The sequence below is a fragment of the Cupriavidus sp. 86D6 genome (assembly GCF_057815095.1).
Genome location: NZ_JBYPSB010000004.1, coordinates 449220 through 469659 on the forward strand (window position 1 = coordinate 449220; position 20440 = coordinate 469659).

The window sequence follows — 20440 nt, forward strand, 5'->3', positions numbered from 1 at the left end:
CCATGTCTGGGAAGCAACCAGTCGAAGTACTGTTGCGGCCAGCGGTGGAGCTATACACCGTCGCAGCGTGTGCTGGCGCCGCGTTTTTGTGCGTGGTGGCCCCGTGGTCGCTCGCGCTGAGCCCCGCCATGGGCGTCGGCAGTGCGCTGGCGTTCGCGGCCTATGGCGCCATCCGCTACCGCGATGCCCGCATCATCCTGCGCTACCGGCGCAACATCCGCCGCCTGCCGCGCTACGTGATGACCAGCAAGGACGTGCCGGTCAGCCAGCAACGCCTGTTCGTGGGACGCGGGTTCCTGTGGGAGCAGAAGCACACCCATAGGCTCATGCAGACGTACCGGCCGGAGTTCCGCCGCTACGTCGAGCCGACGCCGGCCTACCGGCTGGCGCGGCGCTTGGAAGAGCGGCTGGAATTTGCGCCGTTCCCGCTCTCCCGGCTGTCGACACTCACGGGTTGGGACGTGCCATTCAATCCTGTACGCCCATTGCCGCCTGTGGGCGGCCTGCCGCGCCTGCACGGCATCGAACCGGAGGAGGTGGACGTCGGCCTGCCGCTGGGTGAGCGCGTCGGGCACTCGCTGGTGCTGGGCACTACGCGCGTAGGCAAGACGCGACTGGCCGAGTTGTTCGTGACCCAGGACATCCGGCGCAAGAACGCCGCGGGCGAGCACGAGGTCGTGATCGTCATTGACCCCAAGGGCGATGCGGATCTCCTGAAGCGGATGTACGTCGAAGCCCTGGGTGCCGGCCGCGAAGGCGAGTTCTATGTGTTCCACCTGGGTTGGCCGGACATCTCCGCACGCTACAACGCCGTGGGCCGCTTCGGCCGCATCAGCGAGGTGGCCACCCGCGTCGCGGGGCAGCTTTCCGGCGAAGGCAACTCAGCCGCCTTCCGAGAGTTTGCGTGGCGATTCGTCAACATCATCGCCCGCGCCCTGGTGGAGCTGGGACAGCGGCCCGACTACATGCTGATCCAGCAGCACGTCATCAACATCGACGCGCTGTTCATCGAGTACGCGCAGCACTACTTCGCCAAGACGGAGCCCAAGGCCTGGGAAATCATCGTCCAGCTCGAAGCGAAGCTGAACGACAAGAACATCCCGCGCAACATGATTGGGCGGGAAAAGCGCGTCGTGGCGCTGGAGCAGTATCTCTCCCAAGCCCGCAACTACGACCCGGTGTTGGACGGCCTGCGCTCTGCCGTCCGCTACGACAAGACGTATTTTGACAAGATCGTCGCCAGCTTGCTGCCGCTGTTGGAGAAACTGACAAGCGGCAAGATCGCCCAGCTCCTGGCCCCGAACTATTCCGATCTGGCCGACCCGCGCCCGATCTTCGACTGGATGCAGGTCATCCGCAAGCGTGCCGTCGTGTATGTCGGCCTCGATGCACTGTCCGACGCCGAGGTTGCCGCAGCGGTCGGCAATTCCATGTTCTCCGATCTGGTTTCGGTCGCAGGGCACATCTACAAGCACGGTATCGACGACGGCCTGCCGGGCGCATCGGCCGGCACGCGCGTGCCGATCAACGTCCACGCGGATGAATTCAATGAACTCATGGGTGACGAATTCATACCGTTGATCAACAAGGGCGGCGGTGCCGGGCTGCAAGTCAGCGCCTACACGCAGACGCTCTCCGACATCGAGGCCCGCATTGGCAACCGCGCCAAAGCCGGTCAAGTCATCGGGAATTTCAACAACCTCTTCATGCTGCGCGTGCGCGAGACCGCGACCGCCGAACTGCTGACCAGGCAATTGCCGAAGGTCGAGGTCTATACGACCACCATCGTGAGCGGCGCGACCGATAGCTCGGACATTCGTGGGACGACGGACTTCACGTCGAACACCCAGGATCGCATCAGCATGTCCAGCGTCCCGATGATCGAGCCGTCGCACGTCGTCGGCCTGCCCAAAGGCCAGTGCTTCGCGCTGCTGCAGGGCGGCCAGCTTTGGAAGGTCCGCATGCCGCTTCCGGCCCCCGACTCCGATGAAGTGATGCCGGCAGATCTGCAGCAACTGGCCGGGTACATGCGCCAGAGCTACAGCGAGGCCACGCAGTGGTGGGAGTTCACCAGTTCCCCGGCCTTGCAGGACGCGGCTTTACCCGACGACCTGCTGGACGATGTCGCTCCGCCCGAGCCTGCCGCGGTGACCTCCGCCACCGACGACGACGCCGACATCGGGGCCTCACCGTGAACGACGCCGCTGCTACCACACAGCGGGAACAGAGCCGCCGGCAGGGACTGATCGTCGGCACCATTACGTTCCCGTTCCGGTTGCTCGCAGTGCTGATCGGCTCGCTGCTGTTCTCGATCGTGGTCGAGTGCGTCGGTATGCACCTGTTCTGGAAGGACCAGGGCTGGCGCCACTCCCAGCAGATGCTGCAGTACGAGCTGGGGCACCTATCCAGCCACTTCACGCGCAGCGTGGTCGTGCAGGAGCCTGGGCGCACGGCGCACGAGCTGGTGGACACCGGCTACGAATGGGTGTTCGTGCGTTCCGGGCTGCTGGAGCGCATGAGCCAGACCGCCGAGCGGGCCCGCGCGCCCAGCCAGGCCGGAGGGCGCAACTTCCGCTGCTACATCAGCCAGGTTTATGTCTGGACCGAGAGCTACCTGATCGCTGCGGCCTTCACGACGCTCACGTTCCTGGTTCGCTTGCTGGTCCTGGTGCTCACGCTGCCGCTGATCTTCACTGCGGCGTTTGTCGGCCTGATCGACGGCCTGGTGCGGCGCGACGTGCGCCGGTTCGGCGCGGGCCGGGAATCCGGCTTCATCTACCACCGCGCAAAGGCGAGCCTGATGCCGCTGGCCGTGCTGCCCTGGGTCACCTATCTGGCCTTGCCGATCTCGGTGCATCCACTGCTGATCCTGTTGCCGAGCGCCGCCTTGCTGGGGCTGGCGGTATCCCTGACTGCGGGGAGCTTCAAGAAGTACCTTTGAAGGTTGAGCACGCCGCGCAGCGCTGATGCTCAGGCCTTCATCCGCGCACGCACCTGTTCCCAGGCCTGCGCAGCGCGCACCTGCGCTTCCTGCATTTCGGCTCGGATCAACTCAGTCATCTCGGCGTGGCCGGCTTCCGCTTCCTCCCAGATGAAGTACCGGCGCATCTGGTGCGTCACACCATCCACAAAGACCATCGTCTCGAACAGGAGTGGATCTCCACTAAGTCCGTGGTTGTGGTCCAGCCCAAGAAAGACCGTGGAGATACGGACGTCATCGACCCAGGTTTCCACCACCCGCCGATCAGCTACTGAAAACCAGGCGCCCCACTCGGCAATGCTCTCGCACGGTACGGCACGACGACCGTCGAGCTTGTAGTGCATGTGGCGAGGGAATTGGGGAAGCGGCATACCGAAAGAGTACCCGAAGGCGCTCGCGCTCCCAAAGCCGACGCCAGTTTCTCGCCACGCTGACGCGGCGCTAGTTCCCACTCTCCAGACCCTGAAACCGCGCGCAAGCCCATGAATCCGGGCATGCGCGGGTTCCTATTGTTTGCGGCCTAAAAGTACCTCGCTGCCCACGATCAAGCCATTGCTGATCACACAGGAATGGCGCGATGTTGGCTCCGATCTGGCAGCGCGCCGCGTATCGCGGCGTGCCCATTTTTCTCGTGACGGCCCTGCTGCTGGGTCAGTCCCCGATGGTGTTGGCCGAGTCCCCGGCACAGCGCCAGGAACTGGTCGCCGCGCTGCGCCAACTCGACGCGCTGGAGCGCACCGTCGCCGACAGCGCCGCGCGTGCCCCCATCCAGCCGGGCGAGCGCTACCACTTCGATTACCCGCGGTTGCTGGCTGACCTGGCGCGCGTGCGCGCCGGCATCCAGGCCCATCTCACACCGTCGCGTGCCCAGCCGCGCGACCTCTCCGAACTGGCCGGCGACTACCGCACCGAGCGGTCCGCTTCGCCATCGCCGACGACGACTTCGGAAGACACGCCATGAACGGCGCCCAGGTCTCGGCATTTCAAGCCAACAGCGGCATCGCGCCTTCGGCGATGGCGACCGTCCTGGTCGGCGTCGTGTTCGCGGTGCTCCTCGTGTGGGGCGTCTGGGCCATCCGAACGGCCTACGTGGGGTGGTCCGAGAGCCGCCTCAACCAGCGCCAGTTCCTCGGCGTCTGCATCCGCTTCGTCGCGATGTACCTCGTCCTGAGCTTCTTCCTTCTCTCCTGACCTGAAAGGCACGACCATGCAAAACCGCATCCCCCATTCCCATCTTGCCCAGCGCGCCGCTGTGGCACTGGGCGCCGCCGCGCTGCCCGCGCTGTCGTTCGCGCAAGGCTTGCCGCAGTTGGAGAACCCGACCCGCGGCACCGGCAACGGCATCATGGAAACCATCAGGAACTATGGCTACGACATCATCATGCTCGTGGCCCTCCTGGTCGTGGCGTCGATGTTTATCGGCGTCTGCTATCACGCCTACGGGACTTACGCGGAAATCCACACCGGCCGCAAGACCTGGGGCCAGTTCGGCCTCACGGTCGCCATCGGTGCCGTGCTGCTGGTGATCGGCATCTGGCTGCTCACCGAAGCCACCGGCATCCTCTAAGGCGAGGTCGGTATGTCCGAGCAGCAGCACGTCCGTGCGGACGGGACGGTCACGTTCCTTCCGCACCGGCTCAACCGCCACCCCGTTGTCGTGCGCGGCCTCACCGCCGACGAGCTGTGGATCTGCTGCGGCCTGTCGGGCGCTGCCGGCCTGCTGGTCGGCGCGCCGCTGTCCTGGGTGTTCCGCACGATCGCCATCGCGCCGACGTTCGTCGTCCTGGGCGTGGCCCTCGGCGTCTTCATCGGGGGCGGCATCCTGCGCCGTCTCAAGCGCGGGCGTCCCGATACCTGGCTGTACCGGCAACTGCAATGGCGCATCGCCACGCGCCATCCGCTGATGGCGGGATGGGTAGGCGGCCACGTGCTGATCTCGCGCTCCGGCTTCTGGTCCACCCGAAGGAGTGCACGATGAGCCGCTTCAAGAACGAGATCACCCACCTGCAGGCGCACATCAAGACGCTTCGCCTGGGGGCTGGCGCGCTGGTCATCGTCGCCCTGGTCATGGGCGGCGGCTGGTGGAGCGCGCCGCGCGACCTGACCATCCACGTCCCGCCCGACCTGCGCTCCGGCAGTACCCGAAAGTGGTGGGAAGTACCGCCCGAATCGGTCTATGCGTTCACGTTCTACTTGTTCCAGACCCTCAACCGCTGGCCGACGAATGGCGAAGAGGACTACGCGCGCAACCTCCACACGCTTTCGCCGTACCTTACCCCGTCCTGCCAGGCCTTCCTGCGCGCGGACTATGACTACCGCCGCAGTACGGGCGAACTGCGCCAGCGCGTGCGCGGCATCTACGAAATCCCCGGCCGCGGGTACGGCGACGACCCCACGGCGCGCGTGCGCGTGGTCTCCGACCGCGACTGGGTGGTGACGCTCGACATCACCGCCGACGAGTACTACGGCGCCGAGCAGGTCAAGCGCGCGCTCGTGCGCTACCCGGTGAAAGTCACGCGGGTGGACGTCGATCCCGCCCGCAACCCGTTCGGCCTGGCGCTGGACTGCTACGACGGTGCGCCCCAGCGCATTAGCGCCCCGGAGCCGACGCGCCCGGCGCCTGGCGGCCTGTCTCCGCAAGCGCCCCAAGGAGGAAACACCCCATGAAGCATCTTGTACTCATGCTGCTGGGGCTGCTGGCCGCGGCCGCGGCACCCGTCTCCCATGCCGTGGAGATTCTGCGCTGGGAACGCATGCCGCTGGCGGTGCCGCTGAAGGTCGGCCAGGAGCGCATCGTGTTCATCGACCGGAACGTCCGCGTGGGCGTGCCCGCAGGCGTCGGCGAACGCCTGCGCGTGCAGAGCGCGGGTGGCGCGGTGTACCTGCGTGCCAGCGAGCCGATCGAGCCCACGCGGCTGCAATTGCAGGACGCCGACACGGGCGCGCTGATCCTGCTCGACATCGCGGCCGAGCCGCCCAAGGACGGCGAAGCCGAGCTGGAGCCGGTGCGCATCGTCGAGGGCAGCAGCACCCCGGCGCGCTATGGCGATCAGCCAGGCGGTGCCGATGAGGCCCCGGCACGCGCCCAGGATCAGGCAGGTACGCGGGCAGCGCGGCGCGAAACCCCGGTGCCGGTCGTCCTGACGCGCTTCGCCGCGCAGAACCTCTACGCGCCGCTGCGCACCGTGGAGCCGCTGCCCGGCGTCATGCGGGTGAACCTGCGCCGCGGCCTCGACCTCGGCACGCTGATGCCGACGCTGCCGGTGCGCGCGGTCGCGCTCGCGTCGTGGCGTCTGGAAGACCAGTGGGTCACCGCCGTGCGTCTGACCAACAGCAGCGGCGGCTGGGTCACGCTCGACCCGCGCGTGCTGCAAGGCGATTTCCTCACCGCCACCTTCCAGCACGAAGCGCTCGGCCCCCACGGGACGCCCGAGGACACGACCGTCCTGTACCTGGTGACGCGCGGGCGCGGCCTCGTGCAGTCGCTGCTGCCGGCGATCCACCGCTTCGACCCGGCCGTGCATCTGCCGCAGCCGGAAGCTGAAGCCGACGATGGCAAGGAGGCCCGCCATGCGCAGTAACGGCTTGCTCAAGTGGCTGATGATCCCGGTCGCCTTGCTGGTGTTGTTCGTTGCCATCCGGCTGTTCTCCGGTGGAAGCACGTCGGCACCGCCCGCGGCAGATGCCGGCTCCAAGCTCACGCCCGAGGAAATGAAGGCGTTGGGCATCGAAGGCGATACCCCCCGCGATACCGTGGCAACGCTCGTCGCCCAGGTGAAGCAGTTGCGCACCGAGCTTCAGACCGCGCTGACCGACAACAAGTCGCAGCGCGAGGAAAACCAGCGGCTGCGCCAGCGCGAGAACTCCATCGATCAGCGCATCAATTCGGCCCTCGAATCCGAACGCTCCAATCTGCGCCGCGACCAGCAGCAGGCGGCCAGCGAGCGTCAGCAGACCGAGGGGCTGCTCGCCGACCTGCAGCGGCGCCTGGACAGCATCGGCGGGCGCGGCGGCGGCCATGCTGATCTGCCGGTGGGCCTGGGGCTGCGTGATGGCGACGAGGTCGGCATGGAAGGCGGCATGCGATGGGTCGAACCGGACGACGCGAAGAAGGCCGAGGGCCGCAACGGCAGTCGTGGCACGGGCAGCGGCATGAGCTTCCCGACGAGCTTCGGCCCCGCGCAAAGCACGCTGGAAACCACCGGGGAAACCGTGGCGAACGCTGGCGCACGTGCGGCAGGCGTCAAGAGCGCCAAGCCGGTGTATACGGTGCCGACCAACTCGACGCTGATGGGTTCCGTGGCGATGACGGCGCTGATCGGCCGCGTCCCGATCGACGGGACAGTGAACGACCCATACCCGTTCAAAGTACTGGTCGGGCCGGACAACCTCACGGCCAACGGCATCGACATTCCCGACGTAGCCGGCGCGGTGTTCTCCGGCTTCGCCTCGGGCGACTGGACCCTCTCGTGCGTGCGCGGCCAGGTGCGCAGCATCACGTTCGTGTTCAACGACGGGACGATCCGCACGATTCCCGAAGACCGCGAAGGCAACCAGCAGAACAACCAGCAGCAGAACTCTCAAACCGGGGGTCTGGGGTGGATCAGCGATCCGCACGGCATCCCCTGCGTCAGCGGCGAGCGGCGCAGCAACGCTCAGCAGTACCTCGGATCGCAAGCCCTGATCACTGCGGCTGGTGCCGGCGTGGCCTCGCTCATCGAAAGCGACAGCGGCCGCATGTCCTACGTCGGCTCGGACGGCGCCATCGGCACCGTGGGCATCAGCGGCCAGGAAGCAGTCGGCCAGATCCTCGCGGGCGGCGTCCGGGACATGTCCAACTGGGTCAACCAGCTCTACGGCCAGGCATTCGCCGCCGTCTATGTACAGCCCGGCGCCAAGGTCGCCGTCCACCTCGAAAAGCCGCTCGCCATCGATCACGACCCCGAAGGCCGGCGCGTCGATCACCGTGCAGGAGAAAGCCATGCGCTCGAACTCGATTAAGGGCCTGGCGCTGGCCCTCGCCGTCGCGGTGCTCGGCGGCTGCGCCACCAGCAAGGAAAAGCTACTGCCCCACGGCGACAGCACGATGATGGACATCTGGCAGCAGAACGCCGGTGAGGGCGGCGGTGGCTCCGGCCAGGTCGCGCGCCAGCAGCTGCTCGACGCGCGCCAGAGCCTGCGCCGGCCGCTGACCGAGGCCGACGTGCAGACCGCGCCCGCCGAGCAGGTGAGCTACACGCGCACGGCGCGCAACGAGGTCTATCGCCAGTTCCAGCGCCTGCCCAATCCCGATCTCGCCATGTACGTGTACCCGCACCTGGCGGGCACGGACCCCGTTCCCGTGCCGGGCTACACGACGGTTTTCCCGCTGTACCAGCGCGTGCAGTACGCCATGCCAGGCGAGCGCGTGGAGGACTACTGATGCGCTGGAAGCTCCCTTGGCCCAGGCCGGCCGCACCGAAGTTGGCCGCACCCGGCGCTGGCGGTGACGAGCAGCCGGACGACTGGCAGCGCCACGTCGAGGCCTTGCGCCAGGCCGGCATCCCCGAACCCGGCGCGGCGGTCCAGGATCGCAGGCCGGCGACCGTGGCCGACGAGCAGGCGCTCTACGATGTCGCGCCGTCGTTCGCGGAACTGCTGCCGTGGGTGGAGTTCCTGCCGCAGTCGAAGTCGATGCTGCTGGAGGACGGGCAATCGGTCGCGGCCTTCTACGAGCTGGTGCCGCTGGGCACCGAGGGCCGGGAGCCCGGCTGGCTCGCGCATGCCCGCGATGCCTTGGAAAACGCCCTGCAAGACAGCTTCGATGAACTGGATGAGAACCCCTGGGTGCTCCAGCTCTATGCACAGGACGAGCCCAGCTTCGACCAGTACATGCAGACCCTGCGCGACTACGTGCAGCCGCGCGCCCGCGATACCGCGTTCACCGAGTTCTACCTTCGCTTCTTCGGCCATCACCTGCGCGCGGTCGCCAAGCCGGGTGGCCTGTTCGAGGACACGGTGGTCACGCGGCTGCGCTGGCGCGGACAGACGCGGCGCGTGCGCATGGTCGTCTATCGGCGTGCCACCGGGCAGGCAAGCCGCCGCGGCCAGACGCCCGAGCAGATGCTGAACATCGTCTGCGATCGCCTGTGCGGTGGGCTGGCGAATGCCGGTATCCAGGCACGGCGCATGGTCGCAGCCGACATCCACGACTGGCTGCTGCGGTGGTTCAATCCGCGCCCCGCGATGCTCGGGCCTGATGCCGAGGATCGCGAGCGCTTCTATGCACTGGCGCGCTACCCCGACAGCACCGAGGAAAGCGAGGCCGGCGAGATCGAGCTGGCGAGCGGGAGGGATTTCAGCCAGCGGCTGTTCTTCGGCCAGCCACGCTCCGACGTGGCGCATGGCATCTGGTACTTCGACGGCATGCCGCACCGTGTGCTGATTACCGACAGGCTGCGCATGCCGCCCGGCACCGGACACCTGACCGGCGAGACCCGCAAAGGGGACGCCATCAACACGCTGTTCGACCAGATGCCGGAAGACACCTTGCTTTGTCTCACGATGGTCGCCACGCCGCAGGATGTGCTGGAAGCGGATCTCAACCACCTGGCGAAGAAGGCCGTGGGCGAGACGCTGGCGTCCGAACAGACGCTCAAGGACGTGCAGGAAGCCCGCTCCCTCATCGGCAGCGCACACAAGCTCTACCGGGGAACGCTGGCGTTCTACCTGCGCGGGCGCGACGAGGCGGAACTGGACCGGCGCGGCCTGGACCTGGCGAACGTCATGCTCAACGCCGGCTTGCAGCCGGTGCGCGAGGACGACGAGGTGGCGCCGCTCAACAGCTACCTGCGCTGGCTCCCGTGCTGCTACAACCCCGGCCAGGACCGGCGCAAGTGGTACACCCAATTGATGTTCGCCCAGCACGCGGCGAACCTGTCGCCGGTGTGGGGCCGCGCCCAGGGTACGGGCCACCCCGGCATCACGATGTTCAATCGTGGTGGCGGCCCGATTACGTTTGACCCCTTGAACAGGTTGGATCGGCAGATGAATGCCCACCTGTTTCTGTTCGGCCCCACCGGCTCCGGCAAGAGCGCTACGCTCAATAACCTCTTGAACCAGGTCACAGCCATCTATCGGCCGCGGCTGTTCATCGTGGAAGCCGGGAATTCCTTCGGCCTTTTCGCAGACTTCGCCCGGCGCCTGGGGCTGACTGTGAACCGCGTCAAGCTGGCCCCCGGCTCCGGCATCAGCCTCGCGCCATTCGCCGATGCGCGCCGGCTGATCGAAACACCCAGCGACGTGCAGACGCTTGATGCCGACGCGCTGGATGAAGACCAGCCGGCGGATGCCCCGCCCTTGGAAGCGGACGAGCAGCGCGATGTGCTGGGCGAATTGGAAATCACGGCCCGGCTGATGATCACGGGCGGCGAAGACAAGGAAGAAGCCCGGATGACGCGCGCCGACCGCTCGCTGATCCGCCAGTGCATCCTCGACGCCGCCGAGCACTGCCACGGTGGAGGTGGTAGCGACAAGCGCACGGTGCTCACGCGCGACGTACGCAACGCGCTGCGCACCCGGGGCCAGGACCCGACGCTGCCCGAGATGCGCCGCGTGCGGCTGCTGGAGATGGCGGATGCGATGGACATGTTCTGCCAGGGTACGGACGGCGAGATGTTCGACCGCGACGGCACGCCGTGGCCCGAGGCCGACATCACCCTGGTCGATCTGGCAACCTACGCCCGGGAGGGCTACAACGCGCAGCTCTCCATTGCCTACATCAGCCTGATCAGCACGGTGAACAACATCGCGGAGCGCGACCAGTATCTGGGTCGTCCCATCGTCAACGTCACAGACGAAGGACACATCATCACCAAAAATCCATTGCTTGCACCGTACGTGGTCAAGATCACAAAAATGTGGCGCAAGCTAGGGGCCTGGTACTGGCTGGCTACGCAAAATATCGACGATCTGCCGCGCGCCGCGGAGCCCATGCTGTCCATGATTGAATGGTGGGTGTGCCTGTCAATGCCACCCGATGAAGTGGAGAAGATCGCGCGGTTCCGCGAACTCTCGCCCGCACAGAAGGCGCTGATGCTGTCGGCGCGCAAAGAAGCGGGGAAATTCACCGAGGGCGTCATCTTGTCGAAGTCTATGGAAGTGCTTTTCCGCGCTGTGCCGCCGAGCCTGTACCTCGCCCTCGCGCAGACGGAACCCGAGGAGAAGGCCGAGCGCTACCAGCTCATGCAGCAATACGGCTGCACCGAACTCGAAGCCGCCTTCCGGGTCGCCGAGAAGATCGACCAAGCGCGCGGCATCGAGTCGCCGGCCCTGGACCTGTCTTAAGCCGGAGAACGCCATGGAACCGAAACGTCCTTCCATCCCGATGCAGGTCCAGGCGTTCCGCCGCTGCAATCGGCGGCTCCGCTGGCCCTGGGTATTGGCTGCAGCTTTGGTCGCGCTGCTGCTGATCTGGCTCGTGTCTCGGTCGCCCGGCAAATCCCCGCCGCAGTCGCCCGCGCCGGTCAGCATGACGCAGCCCTCCGGGCCGCCCTGGCAGATGGGCAACCCTGGGGGCCGCTTCACGCTGACGCTCTATGCCGACCTAGAATGCCCGTTCTGCCGGGAGTACTTCCCGCAGCTCAAGCGCTGGGTCGGCAACAACACCGATGTGGCGCTGCAATGGCACCACCAGCCGCTGGCCGCGCACGAGCCCGCCGCATCAAACGAGGCGCGCCTGGCCGAGTGCGCCGCCGAAGCTGGTGGGCATACCGCGTTCTGGCAAGCCATCGAGTGGGTCTATGCCCACACGCGCAGCGACGGCCAGGGCTTGCCCGATGGCTTGCGCTACCCCGAATCGACACCAGCCCTCGAGCAGTGCATGGCAAGCGAGCGGGTCGAAGCGCTCGTCCGCGCCCAGGCCACGGAAGCCACCAAGAGCGGCGTGACCGCCACACCGTCGCTGCGGCTGCTTGACCGCCAGACGGGCCAGGCCATCCTGCTGCAGGGGCCGATCGAGGGCGATGCCTTGCTCTCGGCCATGGACATGCTGGCGGCCGAGGACCCGGCTGGCGACGCGGCGGCCTCGCCCGCCGCCCCCACATCCGAAATGCCTGCCGACGTTGTCGGCGACATGCCCAGGTAGCCCTCGGTCTTGGAGGCTACGGCGCGGCTTGCCGCGCTGACCGCTACCCGTTCGCTCCGCATCCTGGCTGCGAACAATCACCGCTGCGCGGTGGTGGATGCAACTTGCTCCGATGTTTCCATCCCCAGGAGGGCTTGCCCTCCCAGGGTGGCGCCCTCCGTCCACATTCTGGAGGTTCGCCATGTCTCTCATCGCCAATGGCTCCTGCGTGGAGCCACGTTTTTCCTCAGCGTCCCAATCTGATGACCGGATCATCCGGCAAGCCCTCACGCTGCTGGAGCAGCGGGTCTTCAAGAAGGGGCCATTTTTGGAAGGGCCCAACGCTGTCAAGGATTACCTGCGCCTGAAATTGGCCGCCGAGCCGAACGAAATCTTCGCCGTCGTGTTCCTCAACAACAAGCACGAGGTACTCGCCTACGAGCCGATGTTCAAGGGCACGGTCCATTCGGCCACGGTACATGCGCGCCCGATCATGCAGCGTGCCCTGGAACTGAACGCCGCAGCTGTCATTTTTTCGCACCAACACCCTTCAGGCTGCACGGAGCCGTCAAGCGAGGACCGCGCGATCACCCAAACACTGAGGGCCACGTTGTCGCTGATCGACGTGAGGGTGCTGGATCACCTCATCGTCGGCCAAGGCACGCCTTACTCGTTCGCGGAATCCGGCCTGCTGTAGCGACGGCATCGGTTTGCTAATCCACGCGGAGGCTTCGGCCTCCGCTTTTTCATGGGCGCGAGACAAGCAGGTATGCGGGCAGTGCGCGATGCGCATTGTTTGTTGGGGCGGCATCTGCTTCGCGTTTGACTACTGCTCTGATCAACTTCAAAGGCACGCGACATGCCAGCATCTCTTTCCAGGTTCGCGCCAGGTTGGCGAACCCTCGGCCTGGCCGTCGCGCTGCCGGCAGCCCTGGCCGTTTTCAGCCCGTCCACCTTCGCCGCCGACGTGCTGGTCGTCACCGACAGCCGCCACCCGGTCAAGACCATGGGCGGCGAGCGGCTGATCGAGCTGGACGAAGCCCACCGGATTGAAGCGGAGCTTTCGGCGGAACTGTCCGCCGATCCCGAACAGGCAACGGCGATCGTCAAGCGCCGGCTGTCCAGCGGCGGTGCCGATCTCCAGCGACGCATCGCTTCCGCATACCAGGGCGTCACGGACGCATGGAGCCTGGGCATCACCAGCCTCCCGGCCGTCGTGGTGGACCAGCGCTACGTGGTCTATGGCGAGCCGGACGTGGCTCGCGCCATCGCACGCATCGAGCAGCACCGGAGGCCCCAACCGTGACCCGACCATTCGACATGATGCGCCGCCTGCGCGCTGGCGTGGCTTCTGTGCTGCTGCTCAGCGCCACGGGCAGCTACGCCCTCAACACCGCGACCATCGTCGGCTCAGTGGCATCACCAGACTGCCTCGAATACCGGGTCGTCGGCATCTGCTACTGGCTCTACTGCACCTGGACGGGCTGCACGGTGCGCACGTCCATCAAGGTACGCCACTACATCCCCGATGCGGTGGTCTCCAGCTACAGCAACACCGGCGAGAACCCCTGGGTCGAAGTCCGGGCGATGAGCACGCCCAACCCGTCCGCCCAGGCGGGCGGGGACGGAACGACGAACGAGGATCACGAAAACAACTTGGCGAAATACAAGAACGCCGACGTCATCGGTCACCCCGGCGTCGAGGTGTTCAACCAGTTCGTCTCGTCCTCGGGCTACTTCTGCGAGGGCGCGGGCACGGCGTTCATGCCGTATCTGGTCAGCACCTTGGACACGCTGGCATGGCGCTACAACGTACCCGAGATGGCCTACCCGGAAGCGCTGATTCCGGGCATGCGCGAGGTCGGTGCGCGCACCACCTTGAACCTCTGGGGCAACGTGTACCCCCGCGGCGGCTTCCTGCATCAGACCGACGACCACAAGGCCGGCGCCGTGGTCGCCCAGCGCGCCGGCGATGTCGTCACGCGCCGCGGGCAGATCCACGTCTATCAGCCGCTGCTCGCCAACTCCCGCGACGGGTACTGGCCGGCCGGTGCGCTGATGGAGGGCGATGCCTCGACCGGCAAGTGGCAGGAACTCACGCCCGTCCTGTCTTCGTCCTGCACGGTCTTCCCGCGCAGCGGCTTTCTGACCCAGGCCCAGCAAGGCGACTACGCCTGGGCGCTCTGGCGGCCCTATGCGTGCTGCGAACGCCGGGGCCAGGTGTTCCTCGGCAGCGTGGATTTCTATTGAGGGTACGACGATGAAGCGTCCTGAACTGATGAACCTTTCCGCTCAGGCGCGTCGCCTGCTGCGCCGGACGGCGCTGGCCGGGGCGCTCGCCCTGGGCTGCGGCCTCGCTTGGGCGCAGACCGGATTCCAGACCAGCGGTCCCGTCCTCGGCGACGAGGTGATGTATTCGATCGGCGGCGGTAGCGCAGTATCCATGGGCCGTGCGGCTGGCATGCGCTCCATCGGTGTGGGTGTAGGCTGGAACAGCAATCTGATCTGCGGCGACATGAGCATTCAGACCACGCTGCGCAACCAGCTCAACGGCGTCACGAACGGCTTTCAGCAGATCATGAGCAACGTGATCCAGAGCGCCACGAGCGCCGTGGCGTCCCTGCCTGCGTTGATCATCCAGCGGGCCGACCCCGGCCTCTACAACCTGCTCACGAACGGCGTGCTGCAGGCACGGCTGGACTTCGATCGCTCCAAGCTGACATGCCGCGCCATGGCCGAGAAGATGGCAGAGACGGCGGGCGGCCAGTTGGGCTGGAGCCAGATGGCCGAAGGCATGGCGCTGCGCGACGCGGTATCGAGCACCGACGCCGTGTCGGCGATCGAGCAGGCCGAGACGCGGCGCGGCAACGACGGTGTGCCCTGGGTGGGCGGCAGCAATGCTGGCGGCGCGGGCCAGCCCGCCATCCGGGTGGTCGGCGACGTGACCCGCGCGGGCTACAACCTCGTGAACGGCCGCGGCGTGACCGACACATCGTCCATCGCGCCAGCCAGTTGCGCAAGCCTGTCCTGCCAGACCTGGACTTCGCCCCAGCAGGCGGTCGAATGGGCGACGCGGGTACTCGGCGAGCAGGAGCAGCGCACCTGCGATTCCTGCACCAAGACCGAGACGGTCCCCGGCGTCGGGCTGACGCCGCTGATCCAGGAGGAATACGAGACGAAGCTGGAAGCCCTGCAGGAGTTGATCTCGGCGACGCGCAACACCACGTTCGAGAACCTGCGCGCGGCCGGCAGCGCATCGCTGCCCATCACGCGCGGCGTCATCGAGGCGCTGCGCGACGAGCCGGATCAGGACCTGCTGGCACGCCGTCTGGCGTCGGAGGTCGCGCTGTCGTCCGTCTTGGAGAAGGCATTGCTACTCCAGCGGACCCTGTTGACCGGGAAGAAGGAGCCCAACGTGGCGGCGAACCAGTTGGCAGTCGAGGCTGTGAACCACGAGAGCAACACCCTCGACCAGGAGATCCGCAACCTCAAGACCGAACTGGAGCTGCGTCGCGAGCTGGCCAACAACTCGCCGATGGCCATCATCCAGCGCCACGGCACGCGGGCGGCCGGCTCGCGCGGCATTTACGAAGGCGATCCGGTGCCCGACCGCCTCGACCAGCTGCAGAAGGGCAATCCGGGAGGTCGGCCATGAGTCCGACGCGCGCGACCTGGCTGCGCCCGCGCTGGCTGTTCGGCCGGCGCGCGGCGAAGGCGCTGCTGTGGGCAGTGGTGCTCGCCGCCGCCGCCGTGGGCGCCAACATCGTCGGCATCTCCCTCGTCGGCAGCGTGGCCGGCTGGGAACGGTGGCTGGCGGCCGCTTCGGGCTACTTTCTGGTGTGGCGGCTGTGCTTGTACGGCGCGACGGTCTACGGATGGATGTGGATGCGCCGCCGGGTGCTGGCGCGCGATACCGACGACACCCAGGCACGGCGCCGCCTGGTGCGCAGCGAGATCGCCGGCGTCATCGCCATCGTGGCGCTGGAAGCCAGCCTGCTGATGCAAGGCTGAGGGGAGATTGGTGCCATGACGCTCTTTACGACCGACTACCTGGAGTACTACCTGACCCTCGTGTCCTGGATCGTCAACAACGGCATCTGGGCTGTGCTCGTGTCCAGCGGTGTATTCGCGCTGCCTTTCGTCGCCATCATCGTGCAGGAGTGGTTGAAGGCCCGTGCAGAAGGTGCCGACGAGGGAAACAAGGGTGTGCTCTCGGCTGCGCGCATCGAGAACCGGGTCTTCGTCGCCATCGTGGTGGTGATGTTCGCCGGTATCCCGTTCATCGACGTGGACCTCAACACCATCCAGTACGACAGCTCGCGCTCGGCCCAGTGCCAGGTCAGCGTGCCACAGCCCACCGATACCGGCTGGTCGCAGTCCTTCAGCACCATCAACAACCAGTCGGCGAAGGTGCCGGTGTGGTGGGCGTTCATGCACGCACTCTCGCGCGCCGTCACGAGCGCTTCGGTGGCGGCGATCCCGTGCGGTACGGACCTTCGGCAAATGCGCATGGAGATCGATGCCACGCGCATCGACGATCCGGTACTGGCCCAGGAAGTGGCGGATTTCTCGCGGGATTGCTATGGACCGGCACGCGCCAAGCTGTTCATGCAGCGGCCGGATCTCAATGAAGAACAGATGCACGACGTGACCTGGATCGGATCGAGGTTTTTTGCGGACACGGGCGGCTACTACGACACGTACCGTTCCAGCACGGCTCGCGACGACTGGCCCTACGACAGCACCCGCGACGCGGGACTGGCACAGGTGGCCAGCGGCGGTGGCTATCCGACCTGCAGGCAGTGGTGGAGCGATGGCAGCAATGGCCTGCGGGCACGCCTACTGGATCAGGTCGACCCGAGCCTGCTGAATCGCGTGGCGGGCTGGGCCGGCTTCCTGAGCCGGGCCGAGGTGGACGACTCGGTGATCCGCGCAATCGCGTCCCCGCGGCAGCAGAAGCTGAACCAGGGTAGCGTCTATACGGATTACGGCGGTCAGATCGACAAGACCCTGCCGAACATCGTGACGCGGGCCACGGGCGACGTCGGAATGGCAGTCGGCGCGATTGCCGCGTTTCCAGCGATGGACGTAGTGCGGCAGGCGCTGCCCATGGTACTCGCGCTGCTCAAGATGGCACTGGTCATCTGCATCCCGCTCGTGCTGGTCGTGGGCACCTACGACCTGAAGACGGTCGTCACCGTCAGCGTCGTGCAGTTCGCACTGTTTTTCACGGACTTCTGGTTCCAGCTCGCACGCTGGATCGACAGCACCATTCTCGACGCGCTTTATGGGTGGGGCTTCGGGTGGAACCGGCCGCATACCAACTTCGACCCGCTGGTGGGGCTGAACAACGCCTTCGGCGACATGCTTCTGATGTTCGTCACGGGCACGATGTTCCTTGTCCTGCCCGGATTCTGGCTGGCGAGCCTAACCTGGGTTGGGATTCGGGCCGGGCACGCCATCCAGGGGCTTTCCGATGGCAGCAAGAGCGCCGGCCAAGCTGGCGGCAAGGGGGCCGGGGCACTCACGGGAGGTAAGCTGAAATAGCGCGCGGCCGATCAGTCGTCGGTGTACAACTCGTGCGACGTGTCGTTGTACAGATTGGGATCGTAGCCCGGCGTCTTGCGCAGTTCGGTGAGATCGGTGAAAGGCCAGTCGTCTTCATCCGAGGTACTGGCCGCCGCCCATCCCGCTACCGCCACGCCCAGCAGCACGAGAGCGAACCAGAATGCAACGTAGAGCAGCACGCCAAGTACAGCGAGCTTGAAGACCCACACAAATGCAGTAGCACCAGCTCGCGGCACGCCCTTGGATACCAGCCAGTTCGACGCCCGCCGTTCGCCACGCGCATAGGAGCGCCATCCACGGCCAAGGGCGCGGCCGAGGCGTTCTGCGGTACTGATGCGGGTCGTGGTGTTCATGGTCGTCTCCTGTTGCTGAGGAATGCCTATTCCAGTTTGCTCCACTTCATTCGGTTCGGGGCTTCAACGTGTTTTCTTGCTGCTTCAGGGTGCTTCGTTATCCGGCTCAACCGGGCCAGGGTCAGGCTCCACGCCGACGCGGTAGGTGGCAACGAAACGCGGCCAGTCCACATGGTCAACCAGGTCGATGTCCTCGATGACGCTGACCTTCGCTTCCGCGCGCTCGAACAGCGCGATGCTCTTGGCGGGATAGTTGTTGCGCGACGGATAGAGTACCCCGTCGAACAGCGCCTGGCCGTCGTCTCCGAGCATCGCATGCACCTGGGCGGACACCTGTTGCGTGTGCGTGTAGTCGCGGCTGGCCAACTGCTCCAGATTCAGACCGAAGTAGCCCGCCATGACGCCCGGTGCCGTGAGGTCGGCCAGGAGCACGTCGGCCATCACCCCCACGGCGCGCACCATCCGGCTTTGGACCTCGTTCAGCGCAATGGAGCGCTTCGTGTCCGCAAGCCACTGGTGCTTGTGAAACACCGACTCCATCAGTGCCGTCGGCAAGTCGCGCCCGAGATAGAGCACGCCGTAGGCCCGTGCCGGGTCATCGTAACGATTGCTGCTGCGGCCAAAGTACAGCGGGCTACCCCGATAAACGACGCGGCTCACATGCTGGAGCAGTTCACCGGCATCGATCAGGAACGAAGGCAGCTCGTGGCTCATGGCGGGCTCGCTTCAATGCACCTGCACGCCCAGCACGTTGAACACGGCCTCGGCCACGTCGTCGATCGTGCCGTGCGTCACCGCATCCACCGGCGAACGCCCGCCCAGGCCTTCGAGCGGCTCGGACAGCGCGCGGTAGATTGTCCAATGGTCGATGCCCTCGACTTCCTGAAGCACTGTTTGGGTCAACTGCTGCTTCACCGGGTCGAGCTGCCAGTCGGGCAGCTTCTGGCCACGCGGCCCCACGTTCAGTGCCAGCAGCCGACGGGCGAGGATGTCCTTGTAGATCTGCTGGCGCGACTTGTCCGCCAGCTTGGCGAACTCCGCGGGCGGCAGATTGTGCGGCTGGTTGAAGGTTTCCAGCAGCACGGCGCGACCTCGCTGGACGTCGGTTTCAGTCGGTGCCCAGCGCGTCTCGGCGCGCAGCGCGGCCGCCTTGCGCTTCAAGGCCTGCGCCACTGTCTCGCCTTCGAGGTTGGCGGGCAGTTTCACCGCCTCCACGCGCTCGTGGATGAACGCCTGCAACTCGGCCGCAAACGCCGGGGCATCCCGGATTTCGACGGTATCCGCGAAGCGGCGCACGTCCTCTACCGTGACGCGCGGCAGACGGTCGGCAATGAATTCAATGGCGTTGGGCATGGTCATCTCCCAGGTAGGTTTGAGACAAGCTCACCTTAGTCGCCTTTGTCGCGTTTGTCAACTTAGTCGCCCAAGGGGGAGCCTACCTGGCGGAGGTAGCGCCCCCGCAGCATAGGCCGAGGTCAGCACCAGGTCCCTGTCCAAACCATTCGTGCGGGTTCCACATTGACGCTGGCGCCGCAACCCAGGAGCCGCAAGCGACCGTGCGGGGCTCAGGCCGACGAGGGCGTGCATGGCCGCCTGGGAGCCACCGCCGGCGTGCGGCTGCAGCATCGTCGCAGCGACCGATCCATGCTGCTGCATGGGAGGATCGAAGGCGACGCCTTGCTATCCGCGACGGGTCTGCTTACGGCGCGCAAGGGATTGGCGCTGGAATCCTGGTTCGACGGCAACCTTTACGGCGCTTTCTTGCGGGCGATGAACTGGACCACGCTGGCCAGCCCCGTATGGAATTGCCCTTCGATCACTTCGCGCTCGATCTCTTGCGACAGGAGTATTTCGCAAGCCTGGAACTCCCGTTCGATGTCTTCGCGCCGCACCAGCATGTCGAGATTCTTCGGGCCGCCGGTATCGCGATCAATCTGCGCCTTGCTGTAGCTCTCCAGCAGGAAAATGCCTCCGGGCCTGAGCGACCGCTCCACCAGCGCATGCAGCCGTTTTCGCGCCTGGCCGGGCAGATGTCCGAAGATCGAGACCACCGCGCCGAACGTTGCTTCCGGTGGCACGTAGGATGCCAGATCCGCCTGTTCCACCCGAATCGTCACGCCGTGGCGCTGAGCGAGTTGGCGAGCCTTGGCCAGCCCGACCGCCGAGCCATCGACACCAAGCACGTCCAGACCATGGGAAGCCATGAAGACGGCATTGCGGCCCTCTCCCTCGGCCAGGCTGAGTACCGGGCCCTGCAACATCTGCACATGCTCTGCCAGGAAGGTGTTCGGCGCGGTGCCGTAGACATAATTTTCGTCGGAGTACCGTTCATCCCACATCGTTTCCATCCTCCTGAATCACCAGCATGGCAAGACAGCCGATGCATGTGATTTCATCGTAGCCGATCGTGTAAGCCGGGTGCCGAGTCCTGCCCCC

23 protein-coding genes are annotated in these 20440 nt (G+C 66.2%); 18 read left to right on the forward strand and 5 right to left on the reverse strand.

All coding sequences use genetic code 11. From position 1 onward, the window contains the following. Nucleotides 1-2 precede the first annotated feature (2 nt). Together traD and AC3G88_RS13205 are read left to right on the forward strand one after the other, a co-directional pair. Nucleotides 3-2195 carry a type IV conjugative transfer system coupling protein TraD gene (traD, locus tag AC3G88_RS13200; RefSeq protein ID WP_023082308.1) on the forward strand — a complete coding sequence of 731 codons (2193 nt, stop codon included), beginning with the start codon at nt 3-5 and terminating at the stop codon, nt 2193-2195. Continuing rightward, on the forward strand, nt 2192-2941 hold the full coding sequence (locus AC3G88_RS13205) for a TIGR03747 family integrating conjugative element membrane protein (RefSeq protein WP_023082307.1): 750 nt from the start codon (nt 2192-2194) through the stop codon (nt 2939-2941). Before traD ends, AC3G88_RS13205 begins: the two co-directional genes overlap by 4 nt. Nucleotides 2942-2970: 29 nt before the next feature. Here AC3G88_RS13205 and AC3G88_RS13210 read toward each other — a convergent pair whose 3' ends face one another. After that, nucleotides 2971-3324, reverse strand: a complete 354-nt coding sequence (locus AC3G88_RS13210) for a hypothetical protein (RefSeq protein ID WP_023082306.1) — start codon at nt 3322-3324, stop codon at nt 2971-2973. A gap of 233 nt (nt 3325-3557) precedes the next feature. Between AC3G88_RS13210 and AC3G88_RS13215 the strand changes: the two genes are divergently transcribed. The 16 genes from AC3G88_RS13215 to AC3G88_RS13290 all read left to right on the forward strand — a co-directional run bounded on the left by AC3G88_RS13215 (nt 3558) and on the right by AC3G88_RS13290 (nt 17630). Beyond that, the gene (locus tag AC3G88_RS13215) at nt 3558-3941 is read left to right on the forward strand and encodes an integrative conjugative element protein, RAQPRD family (RefSeq protein WP_023082305.1); all 384 of its coding nucleotides are present in this window, start codon (nt 3558-3560) and stop codon (nt 3939-3941) included. After that, entirely contained in the window at nt 3938-4171 is a 234-nt protein-coding gene (locus AC3G88_RS13220; protein ID WP_003050225.1) for a TIGR03758 family integrating conjugative element protein, read from the forward strand. The genes AC3G88_RS13215 and AC3G88_RS13220 overlap by 4 nt, the downstream gene beginning before the upstream one ends. Before the next feature lie 16 nt (nt 4172-4187). Next, nucleotides 4188-4547: a TIGR03745 family integrating conjugative element membrane protein gene (locus tag AC3G88_RS13225; RefSeq protein WP_023082304.1), complete on the forward strand. Its 360-nt coding sequence runs from the start codon at nt 4188-4190 to the stop codon at nt 4545-4547. A gap of 12 nt (nt 4548-4559) precedes the next feature. Then, nucleotides 4560-4958, forward strand: coding sequence for a TIGR03750 family conjugal transfer protein (locus AC3G88_RS13230; RefSeq protein ID WP_023082303.1), 399 nt, complete (start codon nt 4560-4562; stop codon nt 4956-4958). Next, nucleotides 4955-5647, forward strand: coding sequence for a PFL_4703 family integrating conjugative element protein (locus tag AC3G88_RS13235; RefSeq protein WP_023082302.1), 693 nt, complete (start codon nt 4955-4957; stop codon nt 5645-5647). The genes AC3G88_RS13230 and AC3G88_RS13235 overlap by 4 nt, the downstream gene beginning before the upstream one ends. Then, complete coding sequence (locus AC3G88_RS13240) at nt 5644-6561, forward strand: TIGR03749 family integrating conjugative element protein (RefSeq protein ID WP_023082301.1); 918 nt, start codon at nt 5644-5646, stop codon at nt 6559-6561. The genes AC3G88_RS13235 and AC3G88_RS13240 overlap by 4 nt, the downstream gene beginning before the upstream one ends. Next, nucleotides 6551-7981 (forward strand): TIGR03752 family integrating conjugative element protein, encoded by a 1431-nt coding sequence (locus AC3G88_RS13245; protein WP_023082300.1) that lies wholly within the window; start codon nt 6551-6553, stop codon nt 7979-7981. Before AC3G88_RS13240 ends, AC3G88_RS13245 begins: the two co-directional genes overlap by 11 nt. After that, nucleotides 7962-8402 carry a TIGR03751 family conjugal transfer lipoprotein gene (locus tag AC3G88_RS13250; protein WP_023082299.1) on the forward strand — a complete coding sequence of 147 codons (441 nt, stop codon included), beginning with the start codon at nt 7962-7964 and terminating at the stop codon, nt 8400-8402. Before AC3G88_RS13245 ends, AC3G88_RS13250 begins: the two co-directional genes overlap by 20 nt. Next, a complete protein-coding gene (locus tag AC3G88_RS13255) occupies nt 8402-11305 on the forward strand; it encodes a conjugative transfer ATPase (protein ID WP_023082298.1) in 2904 nt (967 codons plus the stop codon). Before AC3G88_RS13250 ends, AC3G88_RS13255 begins: the two co-directional genes overlap by 1 nt. A 13-nt stretch (nt 11306-11318) precedes the next feature. Further along, complete coding sequence (locus tag AC3G88_RS13260) at nt 11319-12104, forward strand: DsbA family protein (protein WP_023082297.1); 786 nt, start codon at nt 11319-11321, stop codon at nt 12102-12104. Nucleotides 12105-12285: 181 nt separating this feature from the next. Next, nucleotides 12286-12780 (forward strand): JAB domain-containing protein, encoded by a 495-nt coding sequence (locus tag AC3G88_RS13265; RefSeq protein ID WP_023082296.1) that lies wholly within the window; start codon nt 12286-12288, stop codon nt 12778-12780. 162 nt (nt 12781-12942) lie between these two features. Then, nucleotides 12943-13389 carry a TIGR03757 family integrating conjugative element protein gene (locus AC3G88_RS13270; protein ID WP_023082295.1) on the forward strand — a complete coding sequence of 149 codons (447 nt, stop codon included), beginning with the start codon at nt 12943-12945 and terminating at the stop codon, nt 13387-13389. Continuing rightward, on the forward strand, nt 13386-14333 hold the full coding sequence (locus AC3G88_RS13275; RefSeq protein ID WP_023082294.1) for a TIGR03756 family integrating conjugative element protein: 948 nt from the start codon (nt 13386-13388) through the stop codon (nt 14331-14333). The genes AC3G88_RS13270 and AC3G88_RS13275 overlap by 4 nt, the downstream gene beginning before the upstream one ends. A 10-nt stretch (nt 14334-14343) precedes the next feature. Then, nucleotides 14344-15738, forward strand: a complete 1395-nt coding sequence (locus tag AC3G88_RS13280; RefSeq protein WP_023082293.1) for an integrating conjugative element protein — start codon at nt 14344-14346, stop codon at nt 15736-15738. Continuing rightward, nucleotides 15735-16094, forward strand: a complete 360-nt coding sequence (locus AC3G88_RS13285; protein ID WP_023082292.1) for a hypothetical protein — start codon at nt 15735-15737, stop codon at nt 16092-16094. The genes AC3G88_RS13280 and AC3G88_RS13285 overlap by 4 nt, the downstream gene beginning before the upstream one ends. 15 nt (nt 16095-16109) lie before the next feature. Continuing rightward, nucleotides 16110-17630 (forward strand): conjugal transfer protein TraG N-terminal domain-containing protein, encoded by a 1521-nt coding sequence (locus tag AC3G88_RS13290; RefSeq protein ID WP_023082291.1) that lies wholly within the window; start codon nt 16110-16112, stop codon nt 17628-17630. Nucleotides 17631-17641: 11 nt separating this feature from the next. Here the strand turns inward: AC3G88_RS13290 and AC3G88_RS13295 are convergent, their stop codons facing one another. The 4 genes from AC3G88_RS13295 to AC3G88_RS13310 all read right to left on the reverse strand — a co-directional run bounded on the left by AC3G88_RS13295 (nt 17642) and on the right by AC3G88_RS13310 (nt 20352). Next, nucleotides 17642-18004 carry a DUF3742 family protein gene (locus AC3G88_RS13295; RefSeq protein ID WP_023082290.1) on the reverse strand — a complete coding sequence of 121 codons (363 nt, stop codon included), beginning with the start codon at nt 18002-18004 and terminating at the stop codon, nt 17642-17644. Between the two features lie 84 nt (nt 18005-18088). Continuing rightward, nucleotides 18089-18718, reverse strand: a complete 630-nt coding sequence (locus tag AC3G88_RS13300) for an RES family NAD+ phosphorylase (RefSeq protein ID WP_023082289.1) — start codon at nt 18716-18718, stop codon at nt 18089-18091. 12 nt (nt 18719-18730) lie between these two features. Continuing rightward, nucleotides 18731-19357, reverse strand: coding sequence for a hypothetical protein (locus tag AC3G88_RS13305; protein WP_023082288.1), 627 nt, complete (start codon nt 19355-19357; stop codon nt 18731-18733). Nucleotides 19358-19752: 395 nt separating this feature from the next. Further along, complete coding sequence (locus AC3G88_RS13310; RefSeq protein ID WP_232923768.1) at nt 19753-20352, reverse strand: SAM-dependent methyltransferase; 600 nt, start codon at nt 20350-20352, stop codon at nt 19753-19755. Nucleotides 20353-20440 lie beyond the last annotated feature (88 nt).

Bases quoted from the DNA above. Each gene is read 5' to 3' on its own strand.
- AC3G88_RS13255 (WP_023082298.1), top strand. From the start codon at position 8,402: ATGCGCTGGAAGCTCCCTTGGCCCAGGCCGGCCGCACCGAAGTTGGCC.
- AC3G88_RS13280 (WP_023082293.1), top strand. From the start codon at position 14,344: ATGAAGCGTCCTGAACTGATGAACCTTTCCGCTCAGGCGCGTCGCCTG.
- AC3G88_RS13250 (WP_023082299.1), top strand. From the start codon at position 7,962: ATGCGCTCGAACTCGATTAAGGGCCTGGCGCTGGCCCTCGCCGTCGCG.
- AC3G88_RS13220 (WP_003050225.1), top strand. From the start codon at position 3,938: ATGAACGGCGCCCAGGTCTCGGCATTTCAAGCCAACAGCGGCATCGCG.
- AC3G88_RS13305 (WP_023082288.1), bottom strand. From the start codon at position 19,357: ATGCCCAACGCCATTGAATTCATTGCCGACCGTCTGCCGCGCGTCACG.
- AC3G88_RS13295 (WP_023082290.1), bottom strand. From the start codon at position 18,004: ATGAACACCACGACCCGCATCAGTACCGCAGAACGCCTCGGCCGCGCC.
- AC3G88_RS13240 (WP_023082301.1), top strand. From the start codon at position 5,644: ATGAAGCATCTTGTACTCATGCTGCTGGGGCTGCTGGCCGCGGCCGCG.
- AC3G88_RS13260 (WP_023082297.1), top strand. From the start codon at position 11,319: ATGGAACCGAAACGTCCTTCCATCCCGATGCAGGTCCAGGCGTTCCGC.
- AC3G88_RS13215 (WP_023082305.1), top strand. From the start codon at position 3,558: ATGTTGGCTCCGATCTGGCAGCGCGCCGCGTATCGCGGCGTGCCCATT.
- AC3G88_RS13285 (WP_023082292.1), top strand. From the start codon at position 15,735: ATGAGTCCGACGCGCGCGACCTGGCTGCGCCCGCGCTGGCTGTTCGGC.
- AC3G88_RS13290 (WP_023082291.1), top strand. From the start codon at position 16,110: ATGACGCTCTTTACGACCGACTACCTGGAGTACTACCTGACCCTCGTG.
- AC3G88_RS13310 (WP_232923768.1), bottom strand. From the start codon at position 20,352: ATGGAAACGATGTGGGATGAACGGTACTCCGACGAAAATTATGTCTAC.
- AC3G88_RS13225 (WP_023082304.1), top strand. From the start codon at position 4,188: ATGCAAAACCGCATCCCCCATTCCCATCTTGCCCAGCGCGCCGCTGTG.
- AC3G88_RS13265 (WP_023082296.1), top strand. From the start codon at position 12,286: ATGTCTCTCATCGCCAATGGCTCCTGCGTGGAGCCACGTTTTTCCTCA.
- AC3G88_RS13210 (WP_023082306.1), bottom strand. From the start codon at position 3,324: ATGCACTACAAGCTCGACGGTCGTCGTGCCGTACCGTGCGAGAGCATT.
- AC3G88_RS13270 (WP_023082295.1), top strand. From the start codon at position 12,943: ATGCCAGCATCTCTTTCCAGGTTCGCGCCAGGTTGGCGAACCCTCGGC.
- AC3G88_RS13230 (WP_023082303.1), top strand. From the start codon at position 4,560: ATGTCCGAGCAGCAGCACGTCCGTGCGGACGGGACGGTCACGTTCCTT.
- traD (WP_023082308.1), top strand. From the start codon at position 3: ATGTCTGGGAAGCAACCAGTCGAAGTACTGTTGCGGCCAGCGGTGGAG.
- AC3G88_RS13245 (WP_023082300.1), top strand. From the start codon at position 6,551: ATGCGCAGTAACGGCTTGCTCAAGTGGCTGATGATCCCGGTCGCCTTG.
- AC3G88_RS13235 (WP_023082302.1), top strand. From the start codon at position 4,955: ATGAGCCGCTTCAAGAACGAGATCACCCACCTGCAGGCGCACATCAAG.
- AC3G88_RS13300 (WP_023082289.1), bottom strand. From the start codon at position 18,718: ATGAGCCACGAGCTGCCTTCGTTCCTGATCGATGCCGGTGAACTGCTC.